This is a genomic window from Streptomyces seoulensis, assembly GCF_022846655.1.
Taxonomy (GTDB): Bacteria; Actinomycetota; Actinomycetes; order Streptomycetales; family Streptomycetaceae; genus Streptomyces.
In genome coordinates, this window is the sequence record NZ_AP025667.1 from 5,752,771 (window position 1) to 5,765,766 (window position 12,996).

General features: G+C 72.3%; 13 protein-coding genes. 2 read left to right on the forward strand and 11 right to left on the reverse strand.

Going from position 1 to position 12,996, the window contains the following annotated elements; translation table 11 throughout:
* Positions 1 to 3: 3 nt before the first annotated feature.
* The 6 genes from HEK131_RS26290 to HEK131_RS26315 form a co-directional block, all read right to left on the reverse strand.
* Positions 4 to 1,341: a CpaF family protein gene (locus tag HEK131_RS26290; protein WP_217461154.1), complete on the reverse strand. Its 1,338-nt coding sequence runs from the start codon at positions 1,339 to 1,341 to the stop codon at positions 4 to 6.
* Positions 1,342 to 1,354: 13 nt separating this feature from the next.
* The gene (locus HEK131_RS26295; RefSeq protein ID WP_244337225.1) at positions 1,355 to 1,720 is read right to left on the reverse strand and encodes a TadE/TadG family type IV pilus assembly protein; all 366 of its coding nucleotides are present in this window, start codon (positions 1,718 to 1,720) and stop codon (positions 1,355 to 1,357) included.
* Between the two features lies 1 nt (position 1,721).
* Positions 1,722 to 2,108 carry a TadE/TadG family type IV pilus assembly protein gene (locus HEK131_RS26300; protein WP_217461152.1) on the reverse strand — a complete coding sequence of 129 codons (387 nt, stop codon included), beginning with the start codon at positions 2,106 to 2,108 and terminating at the stop codon, positions 1,722 to 1,724.
* Between the two features lie 2 nt (positions 2,109 to 2,110).
* Positions 2,111 to 3,361, reverse strand: a complete 1,251-nt coding sequence (locus HEK131_RS26305; protein WP_244337226.1) for an AAA family ATPase — start codon at positions 3,359 to 3,361, stop codon at positions 2,111 to 2,113.
* A 12-nt stretch (positions 3,362 to 3,373) separates the two neighbouring features.
* Positions 3,374 to 4,084, reverse strand: coding sequence for a Flp pilus assembly protein CpaB (gene cpaB / locus HEK131_RS26310; RefSeq protein ID WP_217461150.1), 711 nt, complete (start codon positions 4,082 to 4,084; stop codon positions 3,374 to 3,376).
* A 61-nt stretch (positions 4,085 to 4,145) separates the two neighbouring features.
* Complete coding sequence (locus HEK131_RS26315; protein ID WP_217461182.1) at positions 4,146 to 4,988, reverse strand: hypothetical protein; 843 nt, start codon at positions 4,986 to 4,988, stop codon at positions 4,146 to 4,148.
* 319 nt (positions 4,989 to 5,307) lie between these two features.
* Here HEK131_RS26315 and HEK131_RS26320 point away from each other — a divergent pair, with 319 nt between their 5' ends.
* The gene (locus HEK131_RS26320; protein WP_244452147.1) at positions 5,308 to 7,008 is read left to right on the forward strand and encodes a chitinase; all 1,701 of its coding nucleotides are present in this window, start codon (positions 5,308 to 5,310) and stop codon (positions 7,006 to 7,008) included.
* 64 nt (positions 7,009 to 7,072) lie between these two features.
* Here the strand turns inward: HEK131_RS26320 and HEK131_RS26325 are convergent, their stop codons facing one another.
* The 5 genes from HEK131_RS26325 to HEK131_RS26345 all read right to left on the reverse strand — a co-directional run bounded on the left by HEK131_RS26325 (position 7,073) and on the right by HEK131_RS26345 (position 11,553).
* Positions 7,073 to 7,624 (reverse strand): hypothetical protein, encoded by a 552-nt coding sequence (locus tag HEK131_RS26325; protein WP_244337227.1) that lies wholly within the window; start codon positions 7,622 to 7,624, stop codon positions 7,073 to 7,075.
* Positions 7,625 to 7,724: 100 nt separating this feature from the next.
* The gene (locus HEK131_RS26330) at positions 7,725 to 9,200 is read right to left on the reverse strand and encodes a GntP family permease (RefSeq protein WP_217461148.1); all 1,476 of its coding nucleotides are present in this window, start codon (positions 9,198 to 9,200) and stop codon (positions 7,725 to 7,727) included.
* Positions 9,201 to 9,326: 126 nt separating this feature from the next.
* Complete coding sequence (locus tag HEK131_RS26335) at positions 9,327 to 9,737, reverse strand: RidA family protein (protein WP_244337228.1); 411 nt, start codon at positions 9,735 to 9,737, stop codon at positions 9,327 to 9,329.
* Complete coding sequence (locus tag HEK131_RS26340) at positions 9,734 to 10,498, reverse strand: IclR family transcriptional regulator (RefSeq protein ID WP_244337229.1); 765 nt, start codon at positions 10,496 to 10,498, stop codon at positions 9,734 to 9,736. Before HEK131_RS26340 ends, HEK131_RS26335 begins: the two co-directional genes overlap by 4 nt.
* The gene (locus HEK131_RS26345) at positions 10,495 to 11,553 is read right to left on the reverse strand and encodes a sugar kinase (protein ID WP_244337230.1); all 1,059 of its coding nucleotides are present in this window, start codon (positions 11,551 to 11,553) and stop codon (positions 10,495 to 10,497) included. Before HEK131_RS26345 ends, HEK131_RS26340 begins: the two co-directional genes overlap by 4 nt.
* 155 nt (positions 11,554 to 11,708) lie before the next feature.
* Between HEK131_RS26345 and HEK131_RS26350 the strand changes: the two genes are divergently transcribed.
* Positions 11,709 to 12,986 (forward strand): amino acid deaminase, encoded by a 1,278-nt coding sequence (locus HEK131_RS26350; protein ID WP_244337231.1) that lies wholly within the window; start codon positions 11,709 to 11,711, stop codon positions 12,984 to 12,986.
* Positions 12,987 to 12,996 lie beyond the last annotated feature (10 nt).

Here is a 12,996-nt window from a genome sequence, read left to right on the forward strand (position 1 = left end):
GGCCTACCTGGCTTCTCGGGTGGCGAGCTGGTCCGCGGTGCGGGCGACGCCGAACGCCTGGGGTACGGGCTGGCCGGCCATGTAGAGGCGGTCGGCGGTGCGGCGGGGCAGCGGGAAGTACTGGAAGGCGCCGTGGACCTGGCCGTCGGCGGTCATGGGGCGGGCGTCGAAGCGGGCGACGGTCGCCAGCCGGTAGGGCTCGCCGCCGTGGCTGTCGAGGAGCGCGACCTCGGTGATGCGGCGGGCGCCGTCGGCGAACCGGGTGAGCTGGACCAGTACGTCGACGGCGCTGTTGATCTGGTCGTGCAGCGCGGCGAAGGGCACCTCGACGTCGGACATGGAGGCGAGGGTCTGGAGCCGGGTGAGGGCGTCCTCGGCGCTGTTGGCGTGCACGGTGGCGAGCGAGCCGTCGTGGCCCGTGGACATGGCCTGGAGCATGTCGAGAGCCTCCCCGCCGCGGACCTCGCCGACCACGATGCGGTCGGGCCGCATGCGCAGGGAGTTGCGGACGAGGTCGCGGATGGTGACCTGGCCGCTGCCCTCGACGTTGGGCGGCCGGGACTCCAGGCGGACCACATGGGTCTGCTGGAGCTGGAGTTCGGCGGAGTCCTCGATGGTGATGATGCGCTCATGGGCCGGGATCAGCCCGGACAGGGAGTTGAGCAGGGTGGTCTTGCCGGTGCCGGTGGCGCCGGAGACGATCACGTTGAACTTGGCCTGCACCAGCCCCGCGAGCAGCAGCAGCATGTGGTCGTCGAGCGAGCCGAAGCCGATCAGCTCTTTCAGGGTGTAGGAGCGCGGGAAGCGGCGGATGGTGAGGACGGGGCCGCTGAGGGAGAGCGGCGGGATGATGACGTTGACGCGTTCGCCGGACGGCAGCCGGGCGTCGACCATCGGATTGGACTCGTCCACGCGGCGGTTGACGGTGGAGACGATGCGCTCGATGGTCTGCATGAGCTGGTCGGCGGAGGCGAAGCGCAGCGGCAGCCGTTCCACCCGGCCGCCGCGCTCGACGAAGATCGAGTCGGGGCCGTTGACCATGATCTCGGTGACGGAGGCGTCCTCCAGGAGCGGTTCCAGGATGCCGAGGCCGAGCGCCTCGTCCACCACGCGGCGGATGAGCCCGGCGCGTTCGGCGGTGGAGAGCACCGGGCCCTCGCGGCTGATGATGTGCCCGAGGACGCGTTCGAGCCGGGCCCGGCGCTCGGCGGCGGCCAGCGAACTCATCTCGGCGAGGTCGATCTCCTGGAGCAGCTTGGCCCGGTAGGAGGCGACCAGATGCCCGTCCTCGCCCCGGCTGCCCTGCTCCTCGGGGGAGTTGATGCGTGCCCGCAGGCTCATGGGACGGCCCTCCTCAGTGGTCGCGCGGCATGGTGGCGAGCTTGACGGCGTTGCCCAGGTCCCAGCCGGGGACGACGTCGGGGATGCGGACGGTCGCGGTGACGGTGACCGAGTCCGCTCCCCCGCCGCCCTCCGAGCAGGTCACGGAGAGCCCGCCGCTGACCGCGGCCGCGCACGCCCCCTGCGCGCCCTGGCCCAGCGAGGCGGCGCGCGCCCCGGCCCGCGCGGCGGTGCCGGCCTGCTCGGCGGCGTAGGCGACGGCGCCGAGCTGGATGCCGGCGAGCCCGACGATCAGCAGGACGGGGACGAACCCCAGGTACTCGATGGCGACCTGTCCCCGGTCGCGGGGGCGCGTACGGCTGCGGCGCGTGTCAGGCATCTCAGTCCTTCACCTCCTCCACGGCACCGGCGTGGCCGTGCACCGTGACCGGGAAGTCGATGGAGCCGGGGAAGAGGACGGGGACCTTCAGCGACACGTCGGCGGTGACGAACCCGGTGCCGCCGCAGTCCACCTCCGCACCGTCCCGCCAGGCCCCGGACAGGTTCTTCAGCGCGGCGTCCGAGCAGACTCCCGGGCGGGCCCCCCGCGCGGCCGCCGTGCCCGCCCGCACGCCCTCGTCGGCGGCGTTCCCGGCGAGCGTGAAGGCGTAGCCGACCAGCACGCACTGCCACATCAGCACCAGGGTCAGCACGATCAGTGGGGTCATGCCGAGGAACTCGATCGCCACCTGCCCCCGGTCTCCCCGTGACCTGCCGCGGCGCCTCATGCCTACTCCTTCCGCCGCCGGAAGCCCACGGCTCCCCGGTCGCCGCGCTGCCGGCCGCCCCGGTGGGCGGGGCCGTCGGCCGGCTTGGCCAGGCCCAGTTCCCCGGCGAGGCCCCACAGGGCCTGGCGCACGGTGCTGCGGGCGTCGAGTTCGTGCACGCGTCCGGCGTCCACCACGCCCTGGAGTTCCTTGAAGGCGGCGGGCACGGTGGTGCGGGCCAGGGCGGTGCCGGTGATGCGCTGGATCAGCGCGGGCTGGATCTCGGTGACGCGGGTGTACCGGTTGACCACCAAGGTGGTCTCCTCGGCCTTGCGGATCTGCAGCCGGTCCCACATCCGCACGGTCCGCTTGGCGGCGCGTACGGCGACGACGTCGGGCGTGGTGACCAGCAGCGCGGTGTCGGCGCCCTCCACGGCGGCGGCGGTGGCCCCGGTGAGCTGGGCGCCGCAGTCCAGGACGACGACCTCGTAGCGGGCGCGCAGGGCCTGGGTGATCTGGCGGACGGCGCGGTCGGTGACCTCCTCGCCGCGTTCGCCCTCGCCGGGGGCGAGCAGCAGCGCGAGGCCGGTGTCGTGGCGGTAGACGGCGTCGGCGAGGACGCGCGGCGAGATGTCCGCGATGGCTGCCAGGTCGGCGACCGAGCGGCGGAACTGGATGTCCAGGAAGGAGGCCACGTCGCCGGTCTGGAGGTCGAGGTCGGCCAGCGCGGTGGACCTGCCCGACGCCTGTGCGGCGAGGGCGAGCTGGATGGCGACCGTGGTGGCTCCGGTGCCGCCCTTGGCGCCGCTGACGGTGATCACCGTGCCGCCGGGACCGCTGAGCACGTCGGCCCCGCCGTGCCCGAGGTGGCGGCGCACCCCGCTGGACCACTGGGCGACGGCGTGCACCCGGTGCGCGAGGTCCTCGTACGCCAGCGGCAGCCCGACCAGGCCGCGGGCGCCGGAGTCCATGGCGGCGGCGAACAGCGCGGGTCCGGCGTCGGTGGTGACGAGGATGACGCCGACGGCCGGGAAGCGCAGCGCGACCTCCCGGATCAGCTCCAGCGCCGGTACGGGACCGATGCGCTCATGGACGACGACGACCTCGGGGAGTTCGTCCACCGACTCGGCGGCGAGCCGGGCCAGGGTGTCGATGAGCTGGGTGGAGTCGGTGACCGGGGGGACCGGCTCGGCGTCCGGCAACTGGCTGAGCAGGGTGGTGAGGGAGCGTACGGCGTCGGGGTCGGCACCGGCCGGCAGGATCCTGGTGGGCATGCGGGCCGCCTCTCACTTGTCCGTCGCTAGTTCGTAGGTGCGGTCGCGGTCCGGGACGGTCGTCTCGCCGCCGGGGGCCACCAGGGCGAGCCGGACCCGCTGGGCGAAGGACTCGGCGTAGGTGACGCGCTGGGCGTCCAGGGCGGACAGCGCGAAGGTGATCGGGACGGCGTCGGTGGGCTGCCGCTGCTGGTCACGGTCCCGGTCGGGTTCGAGGGCGCGGATCCGCCCGAGGTCGAGGACGCGGGCGTTGGTGACGATGATCTTCGACTGGTCGGGGTCGCCCTCCTTCTTCCCCTCGAAGGTGGCGTACACATTGACCCGCGCGCCCGGCGTGATCTTGCCCGCGACGCCGGTGGCGGCGTCCACCATGATGGCGACCTCCTGCTGGCCCGGCTGCAGTTCGGGCCGGTCGACGACCATGTCGGTCTGGAGCAGGGAGCCCGCGCGCAGGGTGGTCACGGCGATCTTGCCGCGCAGTTGGGCGAGGTCGGTGACGGCGTTGGCCGACAGCCACCGTTTCGGCATCCGTATCTTCTCGAACTGGTCCGCGCCCAGCGCGGTGTACGGCTGGACCGCGGACTTCACCCGGTACGCGGTGACCTCGGGGCCGACCTTGGAGCGCACGTCACCGATGACGGAGAGCACGCCCGCGAAGGCGCCGAGGGCGCACAGGACGGAGAGGATCAGGAGTATGACGCCGCGGCGCTGACGGGAGTTCATGAACCGTGCAACCTCATTGGGGGAATCGGTCGTGCGGGACGGGAGCGTGGTCCGGGTCGGTTCAGGCGGGGGTGCGCCCCCGCAGGGCGCGCGGCGGCGGCAGCGGGTGTTCGGGCGGTGATGCGGAGCAGAAGACGCAGCGGTCGCCGATGACGTCAAGACCGCACCAGTGGCAGCCGGACTGCCGCACCGAGGTGACGAGTTGGTAGAGCACGGAGAGATCGGCGAGGTAACCGCAGAACTCGATCATCCGGCCGGTGCCCCACCAGGCGGGGGACTCAGCGGGCAGCGGGGTCTCGCGCAGTCCGTGCGCACCCCAGTCCTCGGCGAACCCGGTGATCCAGTCGGACTGCAACTGGCCCTTCGCCAGGAGCATCCAGGTGCTGAACTCGGGCCCCTTGAGGGTGGCGCCGGGCACGGCCTTGACGAGCTGGGGCTCGGGATGGGCGACGACGGCGAACTGGGCGCCGGGCACCCAGGACTTGGCGTGCGCCTTGAGCCCGACGGGGACGTGGTCCAGCCGGGCGACCGAGCCGAGTACGGCACCGGCGTGGATGTAGTGGGTGAGCAGGCGCCCGGCGGACGCGAGCACCCCGGGGCTGAGGTCGCAGGTGGCCAACTGGCGTAACTGCCGGGCCAGGACGGCGACGCCGAGCGGCGGTAACTCCGGCCGGAACACGGCGATGCGGTCGCTCTCCAGCAGGGAGCGCAGGGTGTGCAGCCGGCGCAGCACCGGCTCGGGGGTGGCCCGTGAGCACAGGACGACCAGATAGCCGGACTGGTCGATGATCGCCTGGAGTTCGGTGAGGGTCTGGTCCAGCGGGCGCCGGTCGAGATCGCGCAGGACGACGGCGGGCATGGTCCGCTCGTCCTGCGCCGGCAGTGCCAGGTCGGCACTGGTCACGGCGATGGCAGTTGGCACGCGCAGCTCCCCGCTCTTCACACCCTTCGGCCCACCGGCGCGGTTCCCCTCGGGCCAGGACGACTTCGTTGCGTGACTACGTGAGCACTGTAACCACGGCTGGATCACGGGAGAACAGCGTTTGTGTAGCTCGTGGGGAACTCTCCGGTCACAACTGGCGCCAAATCAGGACAGGTTGCACAGGCGGGCCGGGAGCGGTCCGAGCGCCGCCCCTTGACAGCACAATTGGTCTGGACCAACTTGTACTCACACTCCCCGCGAACTCCCCCACCGGAGGCTCCAGTTGGACCTCGTATCTGTCATGCCCGCGCGCGGCGGGCGCGGCCGGGCCCGTGCCTGGTCGGTGACCGCCGCTCTCGCCCTCGCCGTGGCGGGGCTGGCCGCCGCTCCCGCGTCGGCGGCGGACGTCAACAACGCCAAGAACGCCGGCTTCGAGTCGGGCCTGTCCAACTGGACCTGCTCGGCGGGCAGCGGCGCGACCGTCTCCTCCCCGGTGCACGGCGGCTCCGCGGCCCTGAAGGCCACCCCGGCCGGGCAGGACAACGCCCAGTGCACCCAGTCCGTGGCGGTCAAGCCCAACTCCACGTACACGCTGAGCGCCTGGGTGCAGGGCGGGTACGCCTACCTCGGGGCTACCGGCACCGGGACCACCGACGTGTCGACCTGGACCCCGGACAGCTCGTCGTGGAAGCAGCTCTCCACGACGTTCACCACCGGCTCCGCCACCACCTCGGTCACCGTCTACACCCACGGCTGGTACGGGCAGGCGGCCTACTACGCCGACGACGTGCGGGTGCAGGGCCCGGACGGCGGCGGGGGCGGTGACCCGGCGCCGAGCGTGCCGGCCACGCCGGGCGGTCTCACGGTGTCCGGCACCACCTCGTCCTCGGTCTCGCTGGCCTGGAACACGGTCTCGGGCGCGACCGGCTACAACGTCTACCGGGGCGGCACCAAGATGACCGCGGTGAGTGGCACCTCCGCCACGATCGGCGGGCTCACGGCGTCGACGTCGTACTCCTTCCAGGTCACGGCGACCAACTCGGCCGGTGAGTCCGCGAAGTCGTCGACCGTGACCGGGACCACCACCTCCGGCGGCGGCACCGGCCCCAAGGGCGACCTGCCCAAGCACGCGGTGACCGGGTACTGGCAGAACTTCAACAACGGCGCGGCCGTGCAGAAGATCTCCGACGTGCCCGCCGCCTACGACATCGTCGCGGTGGCCTTCGCGGACGCCACCTCCACGCCGGGCGCGGTGAGCTTCAGCCTGGACTCGGCGGGCCTCAACGGCTACACCGTCGACCAGTTCAAGGCCGACATCAAGGCCAAGCAGGCCGCGGGCAAGAAGGTGATCGTCTCCGTCGGCGGCGAGCGCGGCACGGTCGCGGTCAGCGACACCGCTTCCGCGAACAACTTCGCCAACTCGGTGTACTCGCTGATGCAGACGTACGGCTTCGACGGCGTCGACATCGACCTGGAGAACGGGCTCAACCCGACGTACATGACGCAGGCGCTGCGGTCGCTGGCGTCGAAGGCGGGGTCGTCGCTGATCATCACGATGGCGCCGCAGACGATCGACATGCAGTCGACGTCCGGTTCCTACTTCCAGACGGCCCTGAACATCAAGGACATCCTCACGGTCGTCAACATGCAGTACTACAACAGCGGTTCGATGCTGGGCTGCGACGGCAAGGTGTACAGCCAGGGCTCGGTGGACTTCCTGACCGCGCTGGCCTGCATCCAGTTGGAGGGCGGGCTCGCGCCCTCGCAGGTGGGCATCGGGGTGCCGGCCTCCACCCGGGGCGCGGGCAGCGGCTACGTCTCGCCCACCGTGGTGAACAACGCGCTGGACTGCCTGGCCAAGGGCACCGGCTGCGGCTCCTTCAAGCCGTCCCGGACCTACCCGGACCTGCGCGGCGCGATGACCTGGTCGACCAACTGGGACGCGACGGCGGGCAACGCCTGGTCCGGCGCGGTCGGCCCGCACGTGCACGGGATGCCGTGACGGGACCGGAAACGGGCGGTGCCCCGGCTTCCCCCTCGGGGGAGGCCGGGGCACCGCCCTTCGTTCACTCGGACTCGAAGTAGGCGTCCAGTACCGCGTCCATCGAGGCGTCCCACTCGGCGAACTGCGAGCGGGAGGCGGCCTCGATCTCGATCGGGTACCAGCGCCGGTCCGGGGTGTGCACCGTGACGGTGAAGCGCTTGCCGAAGCGGGCCGTCTCCGTCGCCACGGCGGCGATCTCCGGCCAGCCGAACTCGCACTCCTCCGCGTCCAGACTGAGCCGCACACCCTGCCGGTCCGCGACTATCCGCGCCCGGCGGTCGGCGGCCTCGAAGACGGGCCCCTCCTCGGCGCCTTCCTCCTCGGACTCCGCGGACTCCTCGGACTCGGCGGACTCCGCGGACTCGTCCACGGCGTCCTCGGGAACGGATTCCCCGGGCGCCGGACTCTCCTCCGTCCCGGCCGGGTCGGCCACTTCGGCCGCCGGCTTCGCGTCCTCCGCTTCCCCCTTGGCGGCGGAGCCCGTCAGACCGGGGATGAAGGCCGGGTCGAACCCGGCACCCGTGACGGGCTCGCCCTTCAGGGGCTGGCTGCTCGATCCTATGCGCTGCTCCACGGCGGCAGTATGGACGACTTACCTGTGCCGGAACCACCCGGCGCTCCATTCCCGCCTGTATCCCACCGGTAAGTCCCCCGCCGTGCCCCCGTCCTGTCCGTCAGACGAACAGGCTCACCACCGCCGCCACCGCGAACCCCGCGACGGACAGCACCGATTCGAGGACCGTCCACGTCTTCAGCGTGTCCCGCTCCGAGATGCCGAAGTACTTGGCGACCATCCAGAAGCCGCCGTCGTTGACGTGCGACGCGAAGATGGAGCCCGCGGAGATGGCCATGATGACCAGCGCGACGAACGCCTGGGAGTGGTCCCCCTCGGCCAGCAGGGGCGCCACGATGCCCGCCGTCGTCACGATGGCGACCGTCGCCGAGCCCTGGGCGACCCGCAGGACCAGCGAGATCAGGTACGCCAGCACGATCACCGGCAGGCCGACGCCGTTGAAGGTGTCCGAGAGGGCCTGGGCGACACCGCTGGCCTTGAGGACGGCGCCGAACACCCCGCCCGCGCCGACCACCAGCAGGATGTTGCCGACCGGCTTGAGGGAGGCGGTGGAGACGTTCTCCAGGGACTTGCGGGACCAGCCGCGCCGGATGCCGAGCAGGTAGTAGGCGAGCACCAGGGCGATGGTGAGGGCGACGAAGGGGTGCCCGAAGAACTCGATGACCGAGCGCACGGTGGACGGGTCCAGCGCGACCGAGGAGAAGGTGGCGGCGAGGATCAGGATCAGCGGGGTGCCGATGATGGCGAGGACGGTGCCCAGCGGGACCGGCTTCTCCGGCGGCTCGACGCCCGAGGCCCGCTGCTCGGCGAGGACCGCCTGCCGGGCCTCCTCCGCCGCCTCGACCATGTCCTGCGGGACGGGCACGAAGATGCGCCGGCCGACCCACGCGGCGAACGCCCACGCGGCCAGCACGGCCGGGATGCCGCAGACCACGCCCATGAGGACGACCCAGCCGAGCTGCACGTGCAGCAGTCCGGCGGCGGCCACCGGGCCGGGGTGCGGGGGCAGGAAGGCGTGGGTCATGGACAGACCCGCGAGCAGCGGCAGGCAGTACAGCAGGATCGACTTGCCGCCCCGCTTGGCGGCCGCGTAGACGAGCGGCGCGAGGACGAAGATGCCGACGTCGAAGAAGACCGGGATGCCGAAGATGAGGCCGGTCAGACCCATCGCCAGCGGCGCCCGCTTCTCGCCGAACAGCCGCAGCAGGCGCCCCGCGAGGACCTCGGCGCCGCCGCTGACCTCCAGGATCGCGCCGAGCATGGTGCCCAGGCCGATGATGACGGCGACGTGGCCGAGGATGCCGCCCATGCCGGACTCGAGGGTGGAGACGGCGTCGGAGCGCTGGACGGTGCCGAAGAGTTCGGTGACCGAGAGGCCGGCGAGCAGGCCGACGGTTATGGACACCGTGAGCAGCGCGACGAACGGCTGGAGCCGGACCTTGATGATCAGGAAGAGCAGCAGGGCGATACCGATGCCGGCGACGGTCAGCAGGCCGGGGGTGCCGTCCAGCAGGAGGAGCAGTCCTCCGGTGTGGGGTGGCGCGGCGGGCGCGGGTGCGGCGAGCGGAAGGGACATGAGAGGGAGGTCCTCTGCGTGAGTGAGGTAAGTGCATCGGGCTTTCGGGCAGGGTGGAGCGCGGCACGGCACCCGAAGGAGGTGCCGTGCCGTGTGCGGGTGGTGCGGGTGCTTACGAGAGGGACGTCAGCCGAGGACGGCGAGCGCGTCGATCTCGATGAGGAGCCCGGCGGGCAGGCCGACGTAGACCGTGGTCCGGGCGGCGGGGGGCTGGGTGAGGCCCTGCTCCCCGAAGTAGGTGTTGTAGATGTCGTTCATCTCGGCGAAGTGGTCCACGTCGGTGAGGTAGACGCGGATCATCATCACGTCGTCCCAGCTCGCGCCGCCCTCTTCGAGGATCGCCTTGACGTTGGCCAGGGTCTGGAGGGTCTGCTCGCGCAGGGTCGGACCGGCGGGGGTGGGGGCCTTGCCCTCCTCGGCGGGCAGGAAGCCCACCTGGCCGGCGACCTGGAGGATGTTGCCCTTCTTCACGCCGTGCGAGAACTTCGCGGGCGGCACGGTGTGGGTCTTCGGGGTGAGCGCGGTCTTGTCGGTCATGCGGTGGGGTCCTTCACTGGGGTTCTTCCGGAGTACTCGCCGCTGATCGCGTCCGCCGTGCGGCGCACCCGCGGGAGCAGGGTGAGGAGTTCGTCGGCGGTGACGACGACGTTCGGCGCGGAGACCGACATCGCGGCGACCACCCGGCCGTCGGCGCCCCGGATGGGGGCCGCGACACAGTTGATGGACTCCTCGTGGCCACCGAGGTCGGTGGCCCAGCCCTGATCACGCACCTTCTCCAACTCGCGCAGGAAAGCACCTGCGTTGGGGGTGGAACGGGACGTGTAGAGGGGGTATTCGAGCTTCTCCGCCAGCGCCCGCCGCTCGGCCTCGGGCAGGTCGGCCAGCAGCAGCTTGGCGACGGCGGCGACGGTGATGGCGACCGGCTTGCCGACGCGCGAGTACATGCGCACCGGGTAGCGGCTGTCCACCTTGTCGATGTAGAGCACCTCGTTCTCCTCGTGCACGGCGAGGTGCACGGTGTGCCCACACGCCTCGTTGAGACGGACGAGGTGGGGGTGGGCGATCTCGCGGATGTCGAGGTTCTCCATCGCCTCCTGGGCGAGGGCGAAGAGGCGGGCGCCGAGCCGGTAGCGCTGGTCGGACTGGCGGTAGACCAGGCCGTGTTCGTGCAGGGTGCGCAGCAGGCGCAGCGCGGTGGACTTGTGCACGCCGAGCCGCTCGGCGACCTGGCCGAGGTCGGCGGGGCCCTCCGCGAGCAGCGGGAGGATGCTCAGGGCGCGGTCGACGGTCTGGCTCATGCGGTGCTCGTTCCTTCGGTGACCTGGTCGGCACCCGTCCAGCCGGGGCCGAGTCGCAGTCTCCCCCACGCCTCGTCGTCGAGGGCGGCCAGCCGGTCGGCGTGGTCGCGGGCGGGCGGGTCGGCGAGGTCGCCGGGGACGGTGAGGGCGGCGGCGGCCATGAGGTGGCCGTGCCGCAGCCGGTCGCGTACGGGCAGGCCGCGCAGGGTGGCGGAGAGGAAGCCCGCGGCGAAGGCGTCGCCCGCGCCGACGGTGGCCACGACGTCCACGGCGAGCGCGGGCACGCGCACCGCGTGCTCACCGGTGGCCGTGCGCTCGAACGCCGTCGCGCCGAGCGGGCCCTCCTTGACGACCAGCACCCGGGGTTCGGGCAGCAGCCGCCGGACCGCGTCGACGCCGCCCCGCGTGCCCCAGGCGCCCTCCGCCTCGTCCGTGCCGACGAACACGACGTCGGCCCGCCGGGCCAGGTCCAGCAGCACCAGGGCGTCGTCGGCCTCGCGCCACAGGCCGGGCCGGTGGTTGACGTCGAACGACACCACCGGGCGCCCCTCGCGCGGCGCGGTCAGCTCGTGCAGCAGCGCAAGGCACCCCGGCGACAGCGCGGCGGTGATCCCCGTCAGGTGCAGCACGCGGCCCGCGTCCAGCGCGGCGGGGTCGGTGTTGTCGACCGACATCGCGGAGGCGGCCGATCCGGCGCGGTAGTAGGCGACTTCGTGCGCGTCGGTGGCCCGGTCGGCGGCGGTGCGGAAGTAGACGCCGGTGGGCCGGGCCGGGTCCACGCGGACCGCGCCGGTGTCGACGCCGTAGGAGGCGATCCGCTCCACCAGGTGCTGCCCGAAGCCGTCCGCGCCGACCCGGCCGACCCAGCGGGCCGAGTGCCCGGCGGCGGCGAGCGTGCAGACGACGTTGGACTCGGCTCCTCCGATGCCCCGCCGGAAGGCGGGCACGTCGGCGAGGCGGCCGGGGCGGTCGGGAAGGAAGGTGACCATGGACTCGCCGAGGGTCACGACATCCACGGCGTCGGGGGCGGCGCTGGACTGTCCGTCGGCGGTCACGATGGTCTCGGCTCCTCGTCGTCGGCCGGAGGGGGTTCGGGCGGTCCGGGGTGGCGACTTCGTTGACCCCGTGTTGGCCGAGATGTTAGACAGCACTGAGCGACATACGCAATGGACGTTGCATAGGGTGCAACGATGCTGATCAGGAGGCTCGTATGGCTCGTGAGACCGGTTCCGAAGCCCTGGCGCGGCTCGCCGGGGAACGGGTGGACCACCGTTTCAAGGGCCTTCCGCCGGATGCCGCCGGGCTGACGGTGGGCGAACTGGCCGCCGAGCGCCGCAACCTGTTCACCGGGGGCTTCGCCACCCCCGTCCTCGCGCTGTCCGCCGAGCGCCTGGAGCACAACCTCGCGCTCATGGAGGCGTACGCCGCCCGGCACGGCCTCGCCTTCGCCCCGCACGGCAAGACCTCGATGGCCCCGCGACTGTTCGCCCGGCAGATCGAGCACGGCGCCTGGGGCATCACGGTCGCGGCACCCCATCAGGTCTGGGTGGCACGGGAGTTCGGCGTCCAGCGGATCTTCCTCGCCAACGAGCTGGTGGACGCGGCCGCCCTCGGCCGTATCGCCGCCGAGCTGGCGGCCGACCCGGACTTCCGCCTCGTGACCTACGTCGACTCCGTACGCGGGGTCGAGCTGATGGACGCGGCCCTCGCCGGCACCGCCCGGCCGGTCGACGTGGTGGTGGAGCTGGCCGCCGGCGAGGGCGCCCGCACCGGCGCCCGCACCGAGGCGGAGTGCGCGGCCGTCGCCGCCGCCGTGGCCGCCACCGACACCCTGCGCCTGGTCGGCGTGGCGGGTTACGAGGGCGAGGTGCCGAAGGCGGATGCGGAGCGGGTCGCGGCCTATCTGCGCCGGCTGACCGCGCTCGCCGCCGCCCTCGACGCCGAGGGCCGGTTCGACGGGGCGGACGAGATCATCGTGAGCGCGGGCGGCAGCGCCTGGTTCGACACGGTGGCCGAGGTGTTCGCCGAGGTGCCCGAGCTGTCCCGCCCGGTGCTCAAGCTGCTCCGCTCGGGCGCCTACGTCTCCCACGACGACGGCCACTACCGCCGCATCACCCCCTTCAACCGGGTCCCCGAGGAGGGCGCGCTGGAGCCCGCCTTCCGGCTGTGGGCCCAGGTGGTCTCGCGCCCCGAGCCCGGCCAGGCGTTCGTCAACGCGGGCAAGCGGGACGCCGCGTACGACCTGGACCGGCCCGAGGCACAGGTGATCCGCAGGGACGGCGTCGAACGCCCGGCGACCGGCGTCGCGGTGACCGCCCTGTCGGACCAGCACATGTGGCTGGCCACCACACCGGAGGCCGACGTCATGGTGGGCGACTGGATCGGCTTCGGCCTGTCCCACCCCTGCACCACCTTCGACAAGTGGCAACTGATCCCCGTGGCCGAGGCGGACGGCACGGTCGTGGAGTACATCCGCACGTTCTTCTAGGAGGTCAGGG